At 66.2% G+C, this 15,321-nt stretch carries 18 protein-coding genes and 1 tRNA gene; 12 read left to right on the top strand and 7 right to left on the bottom strand.

Going from position 1 to position 15,321, the window contains the following annotated elements; translation table 11 throughout:
* Positions 1–40: 40 nt before the first annotated feature.
* Positions 41–1,528, top strand: coding sequence for a polysaccharide biosynthesis protein (locus AC1RMY_RS09690; RefSeq protein WP_492863842.1), 1,488 nt, complete (start codon positions 41–43; stop codon positions 1,526–1,528).
* Here AC1RMY_RS09690 and AC1RMY_RS09685 read toward each other — a convergent pair.
* The 3 genes from AC1RMY_RS09685 to AC1RMY_RS09675 form a co-directional block, all read right to left on the bottom strand.
* The gene (locus tag AC1RMY_RS09685; RefSeq protein ID WP_492863840.1) at positions 1,469–2,608 is read right to left on the bottom strand and encodes a glycosyltransferase; all 1,140 of its coding nucleotides are present in this window, start codon (positions 2,606–2,608) and stop codon (positions 1,469–1,471) included. The genes AC1RMY_RS09690 and AC1RMY_RS09685 overlap by 60 nt on opposite strands.
* Positions 2,609–2,855: 247 nt before the next feature.
* Positions 2,856–4,265: a type I glutamate--ammonia ligase gene (gene glnA, locus AC1RMY_RS09680; protein WP_492863838.1), complete on the bottom strand. Its 1,410-nt coding sequence runs from the start codon at positions 4,263–4,265 to the stop codon at positions 2,856–2,858.
* A 94-nt stretch (positions 4,266–4,359) separates the two neighbouring features.
* Positions 4,360–4,698 carry a P-II family nitrogen regulator gene (locus tag AC1RMY_RS09675; RefSeq protein WP_054207854.1) on the bottom strand — a complete coding sequence of 113 codons (339 nt, stop codon included), beginning with the start codon at positions 4,696–4,698 and terminating at the stop codon, positions 4,360–4,362.
* Positions 4,699–4,977: 279 nt separating this feature from the next.
* Here AC1RMY_RS09675 and AC1RMY_RS09670 point away from each other — a divergent pair, with 279 nt between their 5' ends.
* Positions 4,978–6,507 (top strand): NAD(P)H-hydrate dehydratase, encoded by a 1,530-nt coding sequence (locus AC1RMY_RS09670; protein ID WP_492863836.1) that lies wholly within the window; start codon positions 4,978–4,980, stop codon positions 6,505–6,507.
* A gap of 111 nt (positions 6,508–6,618) precedes the next feature.
* On the opposite strand, the gene AC1RMY_RS09665 is transcribed toward AC1RMY_RS09670, so the two are convergent.
* Positions 6,619–7,173 carry a PRC-barrel domain-containing protein gene (locus tag AC1RMY_RS09665; protein ID WP_492863834.1) on the bottom strand — a complete coding sequence of 185 codons (555 nt, stop codon included), beginning with the start codon at positions 7,171–7,173 and terminating at the stop codon, positions 6,619–6,621.
* A gap of 285 nt (positions 7,174–7,458) precedes the next feature.
* Here AC1RMY_RS09665 and AC1RMY_RS09660 point away from each other — a divergent pair, with 285 nt between their 5' ends.
* The gene (locus AC1RMY_RS09660) at positions 7,459–7,668 is read left to right on the top strand and encodes a hypothetical protein (protein ID WP_492863832.1); all 210 of its coding nucleotides are present in this window, start codon (positions 7,459–7,461) and stop codon (positions 7,666–7,668) included.
* Positions 7,669–7,706: 38 nt separating this feature from the next.
* On the opposite strand, the gene AC1RMY_RS09655 is transcribed toward AC1RMY_RS09660, so the two are convergent.
* Together AC1RMY_RS09655 and AC1RMY_RS09650 are read right to left on the bottom strand one after the other, a co-directional pair.
* Positions 7,707–7,874, bottom strand: coding sequence for a hypothetical protein (locus AC1RMY_RS09655; RefSeq protein ID WP_492863830.1), 168 nt, complete (start codon positions 7,872–7,874; stop codon positions 7,707–7,709).
* 31 nt (positions 7,875–7,905) lie between these two features.
* Complete coding sequence (locus AC1RMY_RS09650) at positions 7,906–8,124, bottom strand: hypothetical protein (protein ID WP_492863828.1); 219 nt, start codon at positions 8,122–8,124, stop codon at positions 7,906–7,908.
* Positions 8,125–8,286: 162 nt separating this feature from the next.
* Between AC1RMY_RS09650 and AC1RMY_RS09645 the strand changes: the two genes are divergently transcribed.
* Entirely contained in the window at positions 8,287–8,565 is a 279-nt protein-coding gene (locus tag AC1RMY_RS09645) for a hypothetical protein (protein WP_492863827.1), read from the top strand.
* Between the two features lie 62 nt (positions 8,566–8,627).
* On the opposite strand, the gene AC1RMY_RS09640 is transcribed toward AC1RMY_RS09645, so the two are convergent.
* Positions 8,628–8,702, bottom strand: a tRNA-Lys gene (locus tag AC1RMY_RS09640).
* A gap of 152 nt (positions 8,703–8,854) precedes the next feature.
* Between AC1RMY_RS09640 and AC1RMY_RS09635 the strand changes: the two genes are divergently transcribed.
* The 8 genes from AC1RMY_RS09635 to AC1RMY_RS09600 all read left to right on the top strand — a co-directional run bounded on the left by AC1RMY_RS09635 (position 8,855) and on the right by AC1RMY_RS09600 (position 15,269).
* On the top strand, positions 8,855–9,166 hold the full coding sequence (locus AC1RMY_RS09635) for an FtsB family cell division protein (RefSeq protein ID WP_492863825.1): 312 nt from the start codon (positions 8,855–8,857) through the stop codon (positions 9,164–9,166).
* Between the two features lie 180 nt (positions 9,167–9,346).
* Positions 9,347–10,438, top strand: coding sequence for a pyruvate dehydrogenase (acetyl-transferring) E1 component subunit alpha (gene pdhA, locus AC1RMY_RS09630; protein ID WP_492863823.1), 1,092 nt, complete (start codon positions 9,347–9,349; stop codon positions 10,436–10,438).
* A gap of 3 nt (positions 10,439–10,441) precedes the next feature.
* Positions 10,442–10,819, top strand: a complete 378-nt coding sequence (locus AC1RMY_RS09625; protein ID WP_492863821.1) for a cupin domain-containing protein — start codon at positions 10,442–10,444, stop codon at positions 10,817–10,819.
* 27 nt (positions 10,820–10,846) lie between these two features.
* The gene (locus tag AC1RMY_RS09620) at positions 10,847–12,244 is read left to right on the top strand and encodes a pyruvate dehydrogenase complex E1 component subunit beta (protein WP_492863819.1); all 1,398 of its coding nucleotides are present in this window, start codon (positions 10,847–10,849) and stop codon (positions 12,242–12,244) included.
* Positions 12,245–12,248: 4 nt separating this feature from the next.
* On the top strand, positions 12,249–12,635 hold the full coding sequence (locus AC1RMY_RS09615; RefSeq protein ID WP_492863817.1) for a hypothetical protein: 387 nt from the start codon (positions 12,249–12,251) through the stop codon (positions 12,633–12,635).
* Positions 12,626–13,963 carry a pyruvate dehydrogenase complex dihydrolipoamide acetyltransferase gene (locus AC1RMY_RS09610; RefSeq protein ID WP_492863815.1) on the top strand — a complete coding sequence of 446 codons (1,338 nt, stop codon included), beginning with the start codon at positions 12,626–12,628 and terminating at the stop codon, positions 13,961–13,963. Before AC1RMY_RS09615 ends, AC1RMY_RS09610 begins: the two co-directional genes overlap by 10 nt.
* A gap of 59 nt (positions 13,964–14,022) precedes the next feature.
* Positions 14,023–14,535: a hypothetical protein gene (locus AC1RMY_RS09605; RefSeq protein WP_492863813.1), complete on the top strand. Its 513-nt coding sequence runs from the start codon at positions 14,023–14,025 to the stop codon at positions 14,533–14,535.
* Between the two features lie 221 nt (positions 14,536–14,756).
* Positions 14,757–15,269: a hypothetical protein gene (locus AC1RMY_RS09600; protein ID WP_492863811.1), complete on the top strand. Its 513-nt coding sequence runs from the start codon at positions 14,757–14,759 to the stop codon at positions 15,267–15,269.
* Positions 15,270–15,321 lie beyond the last annotated feature (52 nt).

Below are 15,321 nucleotides of genomic sequence, written 5' to 3'. Positions count from 1 at the left end.
ACCTGCTTGCCCGCGAGATGCAGCGAGTGGACGAGATGCAATGGCGCAACTGGCGGCCGTAGGCGCTTACTTCTATCAGGCCGCCATGGCGCTCGGGCTGGTCATCGCCATTTCGCGCCTGCTTCCCGCTGCTGACTACACGGTCTATTCCTTTTTCGTCGCGATCAGCCAGTTCGGCGCCATCCTCGCGTTCGAATGGATCCGCTTCGCCTGCAGCCGCTTCTATCCAGGCCCATCGGCCGCGAGTGAAGCCGCCGAACGGCATGCGATGCGCTTCGGCTGCCTGGCCAGCGCCTTGGCCTCTGTCGCCGTCGGCCTTGCTGCCTGGTGCCTGGGGCTGGCAGGCGAGATGGCGCTGCTCGGCACTTGCGTCGCCATCTTTCAGGGCGGCACCGACCTTCATCTTTCGATGCTGCGTTTCCGGACCGCATTCCGGGCATTCTCCTGGCTGCAGAGCCTGCGCGCGACACTCGTGACAGCCACGACGCTGGTCGGCGCCATTTTTGGCCAGACCGTGATCTCCGCGCTGACGGGTCTGTTGGTCGGCTACTGCGTCTATGGCGCGGTATTGATAGGATTGGCGCGTGGTTTCGGTGGCAGGCTCGTGCGCCCGGACCTGCATCTCGTTCGCAAGCATCTCGTCTATGGCAGCGTCTCGGCCGGTGCTTCCGTCGCCTCCCTCCTGGCGCCGATTGGTCTCAAGGCGATCCTGACGGCAGTGCTCGGCGCTCATGGCGCAGCCGGCGCCCTGCTGGCGATCGATCTGCTGCAGCGACCGTTCATCATGATCGTCCAGGCCGTCCAGGGAACATGCTATCCGCAGATCGTCGCGCTCCATGACCGTCTGCCGCGTGGCGAGGCGTTCCACCGCGCATTGGGCCAGTATTACGGCTTGCTGATGGGGCTGACGCTGATGACGGGCGCTGGTCTCCTTGCTCTTCTCGGCCCCGCCACGCCGTTGCTGATCGCCCGTGATCTGCAGCCCGGCTTCCTGCATGCCGCGCCGTTCGTGATCGCGATTGCGGCAATGCGGGCACTCATCCAGACGATGCTGCCGACGCCCGCCCATCTGTCTCGCCGCCTGCCGATCATTCTCATGCTGGCGGTGTACGACTGCGTGCTGTTGAACCTCGCAGCCCTGGTTACTCTCGGGCTGTTCGGTGTGACCGACACGATCCTTCTGTCGGGTGCGACGGCAGGGGCTGCCCTCGCGATGCTGCCGGGGCTCGCGCTGTTGCGCTCGCTGCCATGCCCGCTGCCAATGCCGCCTCTGGCGCTGGCGGCATTGGCGCTCGCGGTCGGGGTCGGGCAAGCCAATGCGCCCGGCGATCTTTCGGCCTCGACGCTGGCCGGGCTGGCCGTCATCGGCCTTCTGTGCCTCTCGGCACTCTGGCTGCTGATCCGCGGCATGAGCGAGGGAAGGGCGAGCCCCGTCACCAGGACGCCGGGGGCTGAACTGCAGCCGATGTTAGGCGGCGGCGATCCGGTCGTAGAACGCGAGATGAGCGGCAGCCGCGTCGTCCCATGATGCCGCCAGATCCACGGCGACGGCATCAGCCCTATGCGCATGGGCGCGCAGGACAGCGTCGGCAAACATCTCCGGTGTCGCATCGACCGGGCACAGAGCCGTGGCTGCATTGTCGATCTTGGCATGCAGCGCGGGAGTCAGATCGAACTCGTCGGCTCGCTCCGGCAAGGTCGAGACCAGGGGCGTGGCGATCTGGCTCACGGCGAGGAAGCTGCCCCGCCGCGTGCTGATGCCGTCCATGAACGGCAGCAGAAAGACGTCCGCCGCTGACAGCGTCTCCATCAAGGCGCTCTCATCGTCGATCCGGCCGCGGAAATCGAGCCAGTCCAGGACCCCGAGCTCGCGCGCCAGCGCGAAAAACGCCTCGCGGTCTTGCGGTTTGTCCCAGAGAAAATCGCCGCAGACGAGAAGCCTCGCCCTTCTGCCGCGCTGATGCAGCGCCTGGAGCACGCGCAGCAGGATGTCCGGGCGCTTGCTCGCGTAGAGCACGCCGAAATAGCCGATGACGATGTCCGCTTCCGCCGCGCCGGCGCCGCGAACGCGGCTGCGCTCCTCGGCGACACGGAGCGGATCGATCCGCGCCGGCATGATGTTGGGGCCGATCGGTATCACCGGCGCTGCCGCCTTGCGGGCTTTGCCGACGAGCGGCGTCTTGAGGAAGCTCTCGCGCTGCTGGCGCGAAACGAAGATGAACCCGTCCGTCGCGAGGATGTCGGGCACCATCGACAGATAGCGCAGGTGATTGAGCGAGGCCCATTCATGCAGCGAGGTCACGATCTTGCCGCGCCGGGTCGCCAGACGGGCCGCCATCAGCGCTGAGCCGGGGAGAATGGCATTGCCCCAGCCCTCGACCGGCAACTGGAAATGCGCGACCTGGCCTTTCCGCAGCACATCGGCGATCTCGCCGACGAAGGCGGCCGGGCTGTCGGGCTCGATCATCCGCAGGCTGACGAAGCCGGGGCGCTGCGCGTTGATCGCCTCGCTCAATCGCCTCGTATAGTCCATTACGGCGCATGTGACCGGTCGCGCGGACCCGAAGATGACGACGCCAGGCGGCGCCATGATGGGGGATGAAGGCATGCGTCCTGGACACTCGCGACGAGGGGCGACCCGAGCCTATCGCACGAGATTGCTAAAGTTGCGTTGAGCTTGCGCGGCACCCTGCCGTTGGGCCGAATCGCCGTGCCGCAACCGCGATCCAGCCCGAGCTCGCGCGGCCTTGGCGCACAAAAAAACCGGGGCGTCGCCGCCCCGGCTGGTGAGTTAGACCGCGAAACGCACGGTCGGGAGGAAGCTCGCGACCGGCCCTTCGGGCCAGCCGAAATCCTCAATAGGAGTAGTACATCGCGAACTCGACCGGGTGCGGCGTCATTTCGAACTTCGCCACGTCCTGCATCTTAAGCTCGATATAGCTCTCGATGAAGTCATCGTTGAAGACGCCGCCGGCCTTGAGATAGGCGTTGTCCTTCTTGAGCGACTCCAGCGCCTCGCGCAGCGAACCGCAGACCGTCGGGATCTTCTTCAGCTCGCGCGGCGGCAGGTCGTAGAGATCCTTGTCCATGGCCGGACCCGGATCGATCTTGTTGATGATGCCGTCGAGGCCGGCCATCAGCATGGCGGCGAAGGCGAGATAGGGGTTCGCCATCGGGTCGGGGAAGCGGACTTCGACGCGCTTGGCCTTCGGCGAGGTCGTCCACGGAATACGGCAGGAGGCCGAACGGTTGCGCGCCGAATAGGCGAGCAGCACCGGAGCCTCATAGCCCGGGACGAGGCGCTTGTAGGAGTTCGTCGACGGGTTGGTGAAGGCGTTCAGGGACTTGGCGTGCTTGATGATGCCGCCGATGTACCACAGGCATTCCTGCGACAGGTCGGCATACTTGTTGCCGGCCATGGTCGGCTTGCCGTTCTTCCAGATCGACTGGTGGACGTGCATGCCCGAGCCGTTGTCGCCATAAACCGGCTTCGGCATGAAGGTCGCGGTCTTGCCGTAGCTCTGCGCGACGTTGTGGATCGCGTATTTGTAGACCTGCATGGTGTCGGCCATGTGGGTCAGGGTGTCGAACTTCAGGCCGAGCTCGTGCTGGGCCGAGGCGACCTCGTGGTGGTGCTTCTCGACCTTGGCGCCCATGGCGGCCATGGCAGCCAGCATCTCGCCGCGCATGTCCTGCGCCGAATCCTGCGGCGGGACGGGGAAGTAGCCGCCCTTGGTGGCGATGCGGTGGCCGAGGTTGCCGCCCTCGTATTCGGTCTGGCCGTTGATCGGCAGCTCGACGTTGTCGAGCTTGAAGCCCGTGTTGTAGGGGTCGGCGGAGATCTTGACGTCGTCGAAGACGAAGAACTCGGCCTCGGGGCCGACATAGATGGTGTCGCCGATGCCGGTCGACTTGAGATAGGCCTCGGCCTTCTTGGCGATGCCGCGCGGATCGCGGCCATAGGGCTCGCCGGTGGCCGGCTCGAGCACGTCGCAGGTGATGACCATCGTCGCCGCCGAGAAGAACGGGTCCATCACGGCCGTCGTCGGGTCGGGCATCAGCAGCATGTCGGATTCGTTGATCGCCTTCCAGCCGGCGATCGAGGAGCCGTCGAACATCGTGCCTTCGGCGAAGATGTCCTCGTCGATCATGGTGACGTCGAAGGTCACATGCTGCCACTTGCCGCGCGGGTCGGTGAAGCGGAAGTCCACATACTTGACGTCGTTGTCCTTGATCGCCTTCAGGACATCCTTGGCGTTCTTCATCTCAGCATTCCTCTTATGGTCGTTTCTCAACTCATAACGATCCGCGGGGTCTTCCGACCGCCGGGACGCCGAACTTTCGGGTCGGGATGAGCCCTCAGATCGCGTCCGCGCCGGTTTCTCCGGTACGGATGCGGATCGCCCCCTCCACCGTCGATACAAAAATCTTGCCATCGCCGATGCGCCCGGTCTGGGCGGCTTTCATGATCGCCTCGATGGCGCCTTCGACCATCTCGTCGGCGAGCACGATCTCGATTTTGACCTTCGGCAGGAAGTCGACGACGTATTCGGCGCCGCGATAGAGTTCGGTATGGCCCTTCTGCCGCCCGAAGCCCTTGGCCTCCAGAACGGTGATGCCCTGCAGGCCGACCTCCTGAAGCGCCTCCTTCACCTCGTCCAGCTTGAACGGCTTGATGATCGCTTCGATCTTCTTCATGCGCCGACCGGCCTCCTCTGCGCGCCAACCCGATTCCGGACGAACGCCCGGAATATCTGGGTCCGCCGGCCCGCTCGCCTGCCGCGGGACGGCAAAAATCATCCTTAGACTGCTCATAGCATCGGCGCATTCCTCCCGCCATGCGGCAGCGCGGTAGCGGGCGCCCGATGATAGGGCAGAAAACAGATGATAAAATAACCAAATGCCTAATCGGTAATCATTTCTTAGCTTCGCCGCCCTGGACTTGCTCCGACGCGAGGGCTCTCTGATGATGCGGTCATGCAAGCGCCCGCCTCGATGGAACTCGCCCTGCTCGACGTCGCCGGCATGGCCGTGGCCGATCAAACGGCGATGGCCGCTGGAACGCCGGGCCACATGCTGATGGAACGCGCGGGCCAGGCCGTGGCGGAGGCTGTCGACAGGCGCGCGCCCTTTGGCGCCCGCATCCTCGTGCTGTGCGGACCCGGCAACAATGGCGGAGACGGTTTCGTCGCCGCCCGGCTGCTGCAGGAGCGCGGCCGACGCGTCACCCTGGCCCTGGCGGGCGAGCGATCGAGGCTGACCGGCGACGCCGCCATTATGGCGCGGCTCTGGGCCGGTCCGGTCGAGCCGATCGCCGGGCTGCAGCCACGCGATCATGATCTGATCGTCGACGCCCTGTTCGGCGCCGGCCTCAGCCGGCCGCTCGAGGGCCCGGTTGCCGCTCTCGTCGCAGCCGTCAACGCCTCGGGGCTCCCGGTCGTAGCGGTCGATGTGCCGAGCGGGCTCTCGGGAGACACCGGACGCGGCGAGGGCGGGGTGATCCGCGCGACCGAGACCGTGACCTTCTTTCGGCTGAAGCCGGGACATCTGCTCCAGCCGGGCCGTTCGCTCTGTGGAGTGGTGACGCTCGCCGATATCGGCATTGCGGCGGATCTCGTCTTCACCGCGGAGCGCCCAGCCACGACCTTCTGCAATGCTCCGGGCCTATGGCGCCGTAGTTGGCCGTCCCATGCGGTCGATACCCACAAATACCGCCGCGGCGCGGTTCTCGCCGTTGCCGGCGGACTGACAGGGGTCGGCGCGCCCCGGCTGGGCGCGCGTGCCGCACTTCGGATCGGTGCGGGCCTTGTCACCATCGCCTGCCGCCCCGAGGCTCTGGCGGCGCATGCCGCGCGCGGCCCCGATGCGCTGATGCAGCGCCCGGTCGCGGATCTCGACGACCTCGCAGACCTGCTGGGCGAGCCGAGATTGGCCGCAGTGCTGATCGGCCCGGCGCTCGGGCTCGATCTGAACGCACGGGAGGCCGTTCAGGCCGTGCTGCGAGCGGCCGTTCCGGCCGTGCTCGACGCCGATGCGTTGACTCTCGTGGCGCGAACCGGCGGCCTGCGTCGCCTGATCGAGCGACGCGGTGCGTCTTGCGTGCTGACACCCCATGAAGGGGAGTTCGAGCGCCTGTTCGGGAACGTGCCGGAGATCGCGGGCGCCGCGTCCAAGCTCGACAGGGCGCGCCTCGCCGCTGCCCGTTCGGGGGCCGTCATGGTTCTCAAGGGCGCCGATACGGTGATCGCCTCGCCGGACGGCCGGGCCGCGATCAACACGACCGGCTCGGCAGCCCTGGCGACGGCAGGTTCCGGCGATGTCCTCGGCGGGTTGATCGCGGGCCTTCTGGCCCAGGGCATGCCCGCCTTCGAGGCGGGCTGCGCCGCTGTCTGGCTGCATGGCCGCGCCGGAGAAGAGCTCGGGTTCGGGCTGATCGCGGATGATCTGCCGGAGGCGCTGATGCGGCTGGTGAGCGAGGAGGCGAAGAGCGACGCGCCGTCGAGCTAAGGCGGATACGGCCCGCCTTCCGGGGAAGGCGGGCCGTTACGCTAGCAACTCGCAGACTCAACTCACCCGAGACCTAATTCTTCGGGTTTCGAGAAGCGTTGCCCTTCCGGGTCAGTTTCCGGCGTAGGTCACGGCCGGAGCGGCGGTCAGCTGCTCCTTGGTCATGTTGATCTTGCCGTGGTCCGGATACATCGCCGGCGCCCTGGGAGCCGAGGCGGTCGGAGGCGTGGTCATCGACCCGCCCGAGGTGCTGCTGCCGCCCGACGGAGCCGGGGCAGGCGCCGCGCTCGGCAGGGGCTGGTCGCTGAAGCTCACCTGCTCGAACGGGATCGCGACATCCTTCGAGCCGATGCCCAGGAAGCCGCCGACGCCGACGGTGACCATCTCGATCTTGCCGGTCTTGTCGAAGAGCACTTCAGTGATGTCACCGACCTTCTTGTTGTCGGGGCCGTAGACGTCGACGCCGATCAGCTTGGTCGCGCGCCACTTGCCCTGGCCGGCCAGGTTATTTTCCGGAACCTTCATGGTTTCGGTCGCTGGAGCGGGCTTCGCCGCAGGAGCGCTCGGGGCGGGGGCGCTCGGCGAAGGCGCGCTGGTCTGAGCGATAGCGGTCGCGGTGAGCAGGGCAAAACCGAGCGAGGTTGCGGCAAAATGACGTTTGAACATGATGTCCTCCTTCAGTATCCGCCTCACAGCGGCTTGGACATCAAACGTTCAGGTCATGTTTTTGTTTCCGGTATCGCCTCATAAAATCACTACGCGTAGAAAAAGGCGCGCTGCTGCAGGCACGACGGATTGTTACCGTATGCTGTCGGTACGCTCCGACACTTGCGGCAGTCGGGGCGATGTCGCCGCCGCCACGGCCCGTGACTGGGAACGCGCGAGATTTCGCAGCGTTCCTCGGGAAGTCATGATACGATTACCCTTTACGCTGAATGCGAGGAGAAGCGGATGCCTGGAGCCAGCCTGACGATTCATCTGACCGAAGCGGAACTGGCCGCGCTCGACCGCCACATTCACGAGCGCCGATTTGGTCTGACGCGCGAACAGATGCTGTCGGAGATCGTCGCAGCCTGGGCCGCGACGCAGCCAGGGGCGCTGCTTCCGCCGGTCGATGAAGGCATGCGGCCCGAAGAACTCAATGCCAGCAACGACATGTGAGGGCCCGCGGAGGGCGGGCTGGCCTACCCGTCGGGCTTTCACTCCTGTGCTTCGTCGAGCCTGAGCTCGAATGCCAGCATCGCCTCGGCCAGAGCGGCGAGCTCACGCTCCTTCTCGGCGCTCTCCGGCGCGGCGTTCAACTCTTCGACCCGCCGCTGGGCGCGCTCATAGTCTTCATCGGTGTGGATGATGATGGGCTCTTTCACGGGCCAGTCCTTCCGGTTCAATCTTGCCAGCTCAGTCCTGCCAGCGCGTGGCGTCGTCGTGCTTGCCGTCCCATCGCTTTACGGCCTCGATCAGGGCGTTGCGCTCGCGCTCGTCGCCATCGCTGCGCGTGGCGCCGTCGAGCGCCGCGATCCGCCGCGTTGCGCGTTCGTAGTCCTCGACCGTCTCGATCCTGATATGGGCCCGATCGGGTTCGCCCGCATGCACGCCGTACTCGATCCTGGTTCGCATCGCCATTCTCCGGAAGGGGCATCGGCCCACAACGGAATTACCCACGGAGCCGCGTCCGGTTCCGCATTTGGTCGCGCATTTAAGTCTTCCTCAAGACTTGCCTGCGCGATTCGTGAATGTTGTCTCGGGCCGGGAAACGGCTTTGCCCTGGAGCGCGCTGCCATGATCAGATCGATCTTCACACTGGCGCTGGCTTTTTCCGGCGTCGCGGCTGCCTCGCCGTCGCAGGCCTTCTGGCAGCGTTCACAAGTGTCGCACTGCGCCGATGCCACCTCGGATGCCGAGCGCGCCCGTCATCGCTGCTGGGAGTTGCGGGCCTATGCCGATCCCGGCTGGCCTGCGCTGGGCCTGGGCGAGGCCGGATATCGGGCTTATCGCTACAGGTCGCTGGAACCGGCGTTGCCGCCTGGCGGTCGCGCGCCGGTGCGTCGTCTCGGCTGAGAGCGGAGCTGACTGCGGCAGGACGCTTCAGGCTGCAAGATGTTCGGTTTTCCGGAGGGCCGTGGTGAGCGGGGAGGGGATCGAACCCTCGACCACATGATTAAAAGTCACGTGCTCTACCACTGAGCTACCCGCCCTCACTGGGGCGCTGACATAAGGAGGTGCCGCCTGCGGGTCAACCGTGGCGAAAGCCTGCCCCCAGGAAAGCATCGGAGAGCAGGCGTCCCACGCCCGGTCGGGCCGCTCGGCGTTAACCCGCGATAAACCAACCCGGCATAGCCTCCCCGGCATGGTCATCCGCCGTGGCGTCAGATCCGTCCTCATCGCGCTCGCGCTCTACCTCGTGTCGGGCGCCGCCGTGAGCTATTTCATGTTCCATGCCCAGCATGGCGCGCGCGGCCTTGAGGCGCGCGATACCTTGCAGGGCTCGCTGCGCGAGATGGAGACCGAGCTTGCCGGCCTGACCGCCGAGCGCAAGCTCTGGGAGCAGCGCCTCGCGCTCGTGCGCGACGAGGCCGTCGACCGCGATGTGCTGGAGGAGCGGGCTCGCGACAGTCTCGGCCGGGTCCACCGCAACGACGTCGTCCTGATGGGTCGCTGAGCTTTGTCGGAAAAGCGCCGGCAAATAGTCCCATGCGTATCGATTAACTGGATTCCAGTTATTTTCGAATAGCATATTGATTGCAGCGGCTTAGCTTATGCTGCATTGCGAGATAGCCGCCTCGCCAAGGGTTTTGCGATCCTCTACAACCAAGGTCGTATGTTCCTTGGAGGACCGCCGATGGCCGTTGCCGCGCGCAAGACGAAAGCTCCCGCCCAAGCCAAAGCCGCCGCAAAGCCGGCCAAGGCGCGTCCCGGAAAGTCCGGAACCGAGAAGGCGACGGGGCCCGCGCCCAGCAATATCCCGGTCTTCAGCAAGGACGAAGATCTCCACGCCTATCGCGAGATGCTGCTGATCCGCCGCTTCGAGGAGAAGGCGGGCCAGATGTACGGCATGGGCCTGATCGGCGGCTTCTGCCACCTCTATATCGGCCAGGAAGCCGTCGTCGTCGGCATGCAGATGGCGTCGAAGGAAGGCGACCAGGTCATCACCGGCTATCGCGACCACGGGCACATGCTGGCCTGCGGCATGGAATCGCGCGGCGTGATGGCGGAGCTGACCGGCCGGCAAGGCGGCTATTCCCGCGGCAAGGGCGGCTCCATGCACATGTTCTCCCGCGAGAAGAACTTCTATGGCGGCCACGGCATCGTCGGTGCGCAGGTCTCGCTCGGCACGGGTCTCGGCTTCGCCAACTGGTATCGCGAGGATGGCCGCGTCTCGCTGGCCTATTTCGGCGACGGCGCCGCCAATCAGGGGCAGGTCTATGAGAGCTTCAACATGGCCCAGCTCTGGAAGCTGCCGGTCGTGTTCGTGATCGAGAACAACCGCTACGCCATGGGCACTGCCGTCAGCCGCGCCTCGGCGCAGACCGATTTCTCCCGCCGCGGCGTCTCCTTCGGCATCCCCGGCGAACAGGTCGACGGCATGGACGTCCGCGCCGTGCGCGACGCCGCCAACCGGGCGATCGAACATGCCCGCACCGGCAAGGGTCCGTATATCCTCGAGATGCAGACCTACCGCTACCGCGGGCACTCGATGTCGGACCCGGCCAAGTATCGCTCGAAGGACGAGGTCCAGCGCATGCGCGAGGAGCACGATCCGATCGAGCAGGTGAGGGGCCGTCTCACTCGCGAGTTCAAGGTCGGCGAGGACGAGCTCAAGGCGATCGATGCCAAGGTCCGCGAGATCGTCAACGACGCGGCCGAGTTCGCGACGCATGATCCCGAGCCGGATGTGTCGGAGCTCTTCACCGACATCCTGCTGGAGGCTTGAGCCTTGGCTTACGGGAAGTCGCTCGACGCGGAGTTCGCTGCCGTCACCGAGCACTGGTCGCCGCGCGTGATCGCCGAGGCGAACGGGCAATATGTCAAGATCGCCCGTGTCGAGGGCGAACTGGTTTGGCACGCCCATGTCGAGGAGGATGAATTCTTCCTCTGCCAGCGCGGCGTCTTCGGGTTGCGTTTCCGCGACGGCTCGGAGGTGCTGCTGAACCCCGGCGATTTCCATGTCGTGCCCAGAGGCGTCGAGCACCTTCCGTTCACGGTTGGTGGCGAGGCGCAGGTTCTGTTCGTCGAGCCGGCCGCAACGAAACACACCGGTGAGGTCGAGAGCGAGCGCACGCGCTCCATCGCCTCGCAACTCGCCCATATCTGAAGCGCTCTCACCGTTCAGGGTCTGCTCATGCCGATCGACATTCTCATGCCTGCCCTTTCCCCGACCATGGAGCAGGGCAAGCTCGCAAAGTGGCTGAAGGCCGAGGGCGACAAGGTCAAGGCCGGCGACATCATCGCCGAGATCGAAACCGATAAGGCGACCATGGAGGTCGAGGCGGTCGACGAGGGCGTCCTCGCCAAGATCCTGATCGGCGACGGCACCGAGAACGTCGCGGTCAACACGCCGATCGGCATCATCGCGGCGGAGGGCGAGGACATCGACGCCGTCGGGGTTCCGCTAGGCGAGGAGGAGCTGAAACCGGCCCCCGCCGCGAAGGCCGAGGCGCCCGCGGCCGAAGCTCCGGCCCCCGTCGTGTCGCAGACAGTTCCTGCCCAGGCGAAGTCCTACGACGCGTCCTCCGAGTTCCCGGCCGGCGCCGAGATCGTCAGCATGACGGTTCGCGAGGCGCTGCGCGACGCCATGGCCGAGGAGATGCGCCGCGACGGCGACGTCTTCGTCATGGGCGAGGAGGTCGCGGAGTACCAGGGCGCCTACAAGGTCACCCAGGGACTGCTGCAGGAGTTCGGGGCCAAGCGCGTCATCGACACACCGATCACCGAGCACGGCTTCGCCGGCATCGGCGTCGGCGCGGCGCTGACCGGCCTGCGGCCCATCGTCGAGTTCATGACCTTCAACTTCGCCATGCAGGCGATCGACCAGATCATCAACTCCGCCGCCAAGACGCTCTACATGTCCGGCGGCCAGATGGGCTGCCCGATCGTCTTCCGCGGCCCCAACGGCGCAGCCGCCCGCGTCGGCGCCCAGCACAGCCATGACTACGCTGCCTGGTACTCCAACGTGCCCGGTCTCAAGGTGGTGATGCCCTACAGCGCCTCCGACGCAAAGGGCCTGCTCAAGAGCGCGATCCGCGACCCGAACCCGATCATCTTCCTCGAGAACGAAATCCTCTACGGGCGTCAGTTCGAGGTGCCGAAGAGTGAGGATTTCCTCGTTCCGATCGGCAAGGCCAAGGTCGTGCGGCAGGGCTCGGACGTCACCATCGTCTCCTTCGGCATCGGCATGACCTATGCGCTCGGCGCCGCCGAGGCGCTGGCCAAGGACGGCATCGAGGCCGAGGTCATCGACCTCAGGACGATCCGGCCGATGGACATCGAGACGGTCGTCGCCTCCGTGCAGAAGACCAATCGCTGCGTCGCGGTCGAGGAGGGCTTCCCGCAATCCGGCGTCACCGCCGAGATCGGCATGAAGATCATGGAGGCGGCCTTCGACTATCTCGACGCCCCCGTCGCCCGCGTCACCGGCAAGGACGTGCCGATGCCCTATGCCGCGAACCTCGAGAAGCTGGCGCTTCCGAACATCGGCGAGGTCGTCGCGGCGGCCAAGGCCGTCTGCTACAGGGCCTGACGCCATGGCGGCGGTCACGATCGGAGCCATGTTCGCTTCGGTTGGCCTGGCTGCGGCCGGCGCGTCCGGCGCCGTTGCTTACTTCCGGCCGAAGGAGCGTCTCGCTCCCCGGCCGCTGACGCCGCCGCATCTTGCCCGCGCGCGCCTCAGCCTGCACCGTATCGATCTGCTTGCATTCGTCATGGCCGGCGGCGGCGCCCTGTCGCTGGTGCCGGAAACGATGCAGGCCTTCGCTCCGGAATTGATGCGGGGCGCGACGCTCGCCGGGACCGCGCTCGAGCATCTCGACTACGTCGCCTTCGTCCTCGTTTCTCTCAGCTTCGGTCTGGGCCTCGCCCGCCGCCTGCTGTTCATCGCCTTGGAAAAAGCGAGCCTCCAGCCATGCCCGTGAACATCCTGATGCCCGCGCTCTCTCCCACCATGGAGAAGGGCAATCTCGCCAAATGGCTGAAGAAGGAAGGCGATTCGATCAAGTCGGGCGACATCATCGCCGAGATCGAGACCGACAAGGCGACGATGGAGGTCGAGGCGGTCGACGAGGGGATCCTCGCTAAGATCCTCGTTCCGGACGGGACAGCCGATGTCGCGGTCAACGAAATCATCGGCGTGATCGCGGCCGAGGGCGAAGACGTCAAGGCCGCCTCTGCGCCGGCGAAGGCAGAAGTGCCGAAGGCGGAGGCGCCCAAGGCCGAGGTCCCGAAGGCTGCGCCGGCCGCCGCCGCGCCGGCCGCCGCTGCTCCCGCCCTCGCTGCGCCCGCCGCCGCCTCGGGCGAGCGCCCCTTCGCCTCGCCGCTGGCGCGCCGCCTCGCCAAGGAGGCCGGGCTCGACCTCTCGAAAGTGCAGGGCTCCGGCCCCCATGGCCGCATCGTCGAGAAGGACATCGAGACCGCGAAGGCCGGTGGCGGCGCCAAGGCTGCGCCCGCCGCGGCCCCGGCGGCCGCGCCTGCCGCCAAGCCCGCCGCCGCGCCGCTCGCGACCGGACCGTCGGATGACCAGGTCAAGAAGCTGTTCGAGCCGGGCTCCTATGAGGAGATCCCGCATGACGGCATGCGCAAGACCATCGCGCGTCGCCTGACCGAGTCGAAGCAGACCATCCCGCATTTCTACGTCACGGTGGATTGCGAGCTGGACGCGCTGCTCAAGCTGCGCGCCGAGCTGAACGCCGCTGCGCCGGAGAAGGACGGCAAGCCGGCCTACAAGCTCTCGGTCAACGACATGGTGATAAAGGCGCTGGCGCTCGCCCTCAAGGCGGTGCCGGACGCCAATGTGAGCTGGACCGAGAACACCATGCTCAAGCACAAGCACGCCGATGTCGGCGTCGCCGTCTCGATCCCCGGCGGGTTGATCACCCCGATCATCCGCGACGCCTGCCACAAGACGCTGAGCCAGATCTCCAACGAGATGAAGGACATGGCGGCGCGCGCCAAGGCCCGGAAGCTCAAGCCCGAGGAGTATCAGGGCGGCACGACGGCGGTCTCGAACCTCGGCATGTTCGGCGTCAAGGACTTCGCCGCGGTGGTGAACCCGCCGCATGCGACGATCCTGGCGGTGGGCGCCGGCGAGCAGCGCGCCGTGGTCAAGGGCGGCCAGCTCGCGGTCGCGACCGTGATGTCGGTGACGCTCTCGACCGACCACCGCGCGGTCGACGGCGCGCTCGGCGCCGAGCTTCTGGCGGCCTTCAAGGGCTATATCGAGAAGCCGATGGCGATGCTGGTTTGAAGGTCGCCCGACGACCGTGCCCGGCGGGTCCCGCCGTCGGGCATACTAGAGGACGAACGATGCCGGCGAAGAAGACTGGGGCGGCCTTGGCTGATCGGCCTGAGGCGACGACATGGCCGGTTCCGTCGGCAGCGCTCATGCAGCGGGGCATCGCTGCGTTCGTCCTGATCTTGGGATCGGCGGTGGGCGCGATCGCGCAGGACGGCAAACCCTCCGAGCAGGATGCGAAGATCATGCGATCGGCCGGGCTGCAGATCATCGACCGGACTTTTTTTGCCAGCAGCGAAGGAAATCTGCGCGGTACGATCTATTTCGGTCGAGCAGGCCAGGCGGTGCAGGTTGCGCCTGAGCGCGGCACGCGGCGGCTGAAATGGGGCATCCTCGTACGGCCGAAGGGACTGAACGGGCCGGGGGTGTGCGTGTTCGGCGACTATACGGACATCTCAACCGGCCGAAGCGCCGTGCTTGTCCAGCATTCCGGGAGAACGGTGACCTGCACGGCGGTCTCGACCTTCACCGGTATCCGCAACAGCCGCGGCAACGTACTGGGCTTGGGAACGATCATCCAATGAGAGGCGCTGGAACGGGCGCCCGGCGCGCCATGCTCGTGATAGTCGGCCTCCTGGCCGCAGGCGGTTGCACGAGCGTCCGAGAGGCTCAGTCCGGCTCTGCGGGGCAAGCATATTCGGCGGCGGAGAGTTCAGGCGATCATCCGCCTGTCGTCGCCTTCAGCCCGGCCGTCGCTCAACAGTTCCGACGCCCTATGGGGCGCATGTTCGCGGCGCGGCCTGTCATGACGCAAACTGCCTATGCCGCTCGCAACACGCTCGTCGCGGGCTCACCCAAGGCGGAGGCCGACCCCGAAACAATTGCCGCATTCCTGGCTGATCGAACATTCCTAACCTACAGCCAGCAGCACGGACCCCAGATCGAGTACATCAGCCGCGGCGGAACCACCTATCTCTGGTATCCCGGTAACGACGCCGTCTTGCGCGGCTCGGCTACCGTATTGTGGGAGAATGCCTCCGCCGAGATCGACGATCCGCAGGAGGGACGTTACCGCGGCCAGATCAAGCTGAGCTATCTCTGCTTCCGTTATGCCGCCAACACCTACAATCCGGCGACGAACCATCGCGGCGGAGGGTACGAATGTAGTCCTTATGCAACGCAGCGTGTTGCCGTGAAGGAGAGCCGCAAGGGCGACGTCTTCGGGCTGGCCAGCCGCAGCGAGGCACCATTTCCACTCGGCAGGGACGCGACGACGCTGTCCGCCTTGCAGAAGCGTCTCGGGCCACCCAAGCGGTGAACCAAGGCGCTCGTCGCGCAGCATCCGTTCGGGCGCTCAAGAAGGGTCAGTA

The organism is Allobosea sp. GW822-FHT03F07, assembly GCF_058801345.1.
Note: the sequence above shows the minus strand (reverse complement) of the source record. Positions and strands in the feature narration are given on the sequence as shown.

Bases quoted from the DNA above. Each gene is read 5' to 3' on its own strand.
- AC1RMY_RS09605 (WP_492863813.1), top strand. From the start codon at position 14,023: ATGCCGGCGAAGAAGACTGGGGCGGCCTTGGCTGATCGGCCTGAGGCG.
- glnA (WP_492863838.1), bottom strand. From the start codon at position 4,265: ATGAAGAACGCCAAGGATGTCCTGAAGGCGATCAAGGACAACGACGTC.
- AC1RMY_RS09600 (WP_492863811.1), top strand. From the start codon at position 14,757: ATGACGCAAACTGCCTATGCCGCTCGCAACACGCTCGTCGCGGGCTCA.
- AC1RMY_RS09675 (WP_054207854.1), bottom strand. From the start codon at position 4,698: ATGAAGAAGATCGAAGCGATCATCAAGCCGTTCAAGCTGGACGAGGTG.
- AC1RMY_RS09610 (WP_492863815.1), top strand. From the start codon at position 12,626: ATGCCCGTGAACATCCTGATGCCCGCGCTCTCTCCCACCATGGAGAAG.
- AC1RMY_RS09645 (WP_492863827.1), top strand. From the start codon at position 8,287: ATGATCAGATCGATCTTCACACTGGCGCTGGCTTTTTCCGGCGTCGCG.
- AC1RMY_RS09635 (WP_492863825.1), top strand. From the start codon at position 8,855: ATGGTCATCCGCCGTGGCGTCAGATCCGTCCTCATCGCGCTCGCGCTC.
- AC1RMY_RS09660 (WP_492863832.1), top strand. From the start codon at position 7,459: ATGCCTGGAGCCAGCCTGACGATTCATCTGACCGAAGCGGAACTGGCC.
- AC1RMY_RS09685 (WP_492863840.1), bottom strand. From the start codon at position 2,608: ATGCCTTCATCCCCCATCATGGCGCCGCCTGGCGTCGTCATCTTCGGG.
- AC1RMY_RS09665 (WP_492863834.1), bottom strand. From the start codon at position 7,173: ATGTTCAAACGTCATTTTGCCGCAACCTCGCTCGGTTTTGCCCTGCTC.
- AC1RMY_RS09615 (WP_492863817.1), top strand. From the start codon at position 12,249: ATGGCGGCGGTCACGATCGGAGCCATGTTCGCTTCGGTTGGCCTGGCT.
- pdhA (WP_492863823.1), top strand. From the start codon at position 9,347: ATGGCCGTTGCCGCGCGCAAGACGAAAGCTCCCGCCCAAGCCAAAGCC.
- AC1RMY_RS09670 (WP_492863836.1), top strand. From the start codon at position 4,978: ATGCAAGCGCCCGCCTCGATGGAACTCGCCCTGCTCGACGTCGCCGGC.
- AC1RMY_RS09650 (WP_492863828.1), bottom strand. From the start codon at position 8,124: ATGCGAACCAGGATCGAGTACGGCGTGCATGCGGGCGAACCCGATCGG.
- AC1RMY_RS09620 (WP_492863819.1), top strand. From the start codon at position 10,847: ATGCCGATCGACATTCTCATGCCTGCCCTTTCCCCGACCATGGAGCAG.
- AC1RMY_RS09690 (WP_492863842.1), top strand. From the start codon at position 41: ATGGCGCAACTGGCGGCCGTAGGCGCTTACTTCTATCAGGCCGCCATG.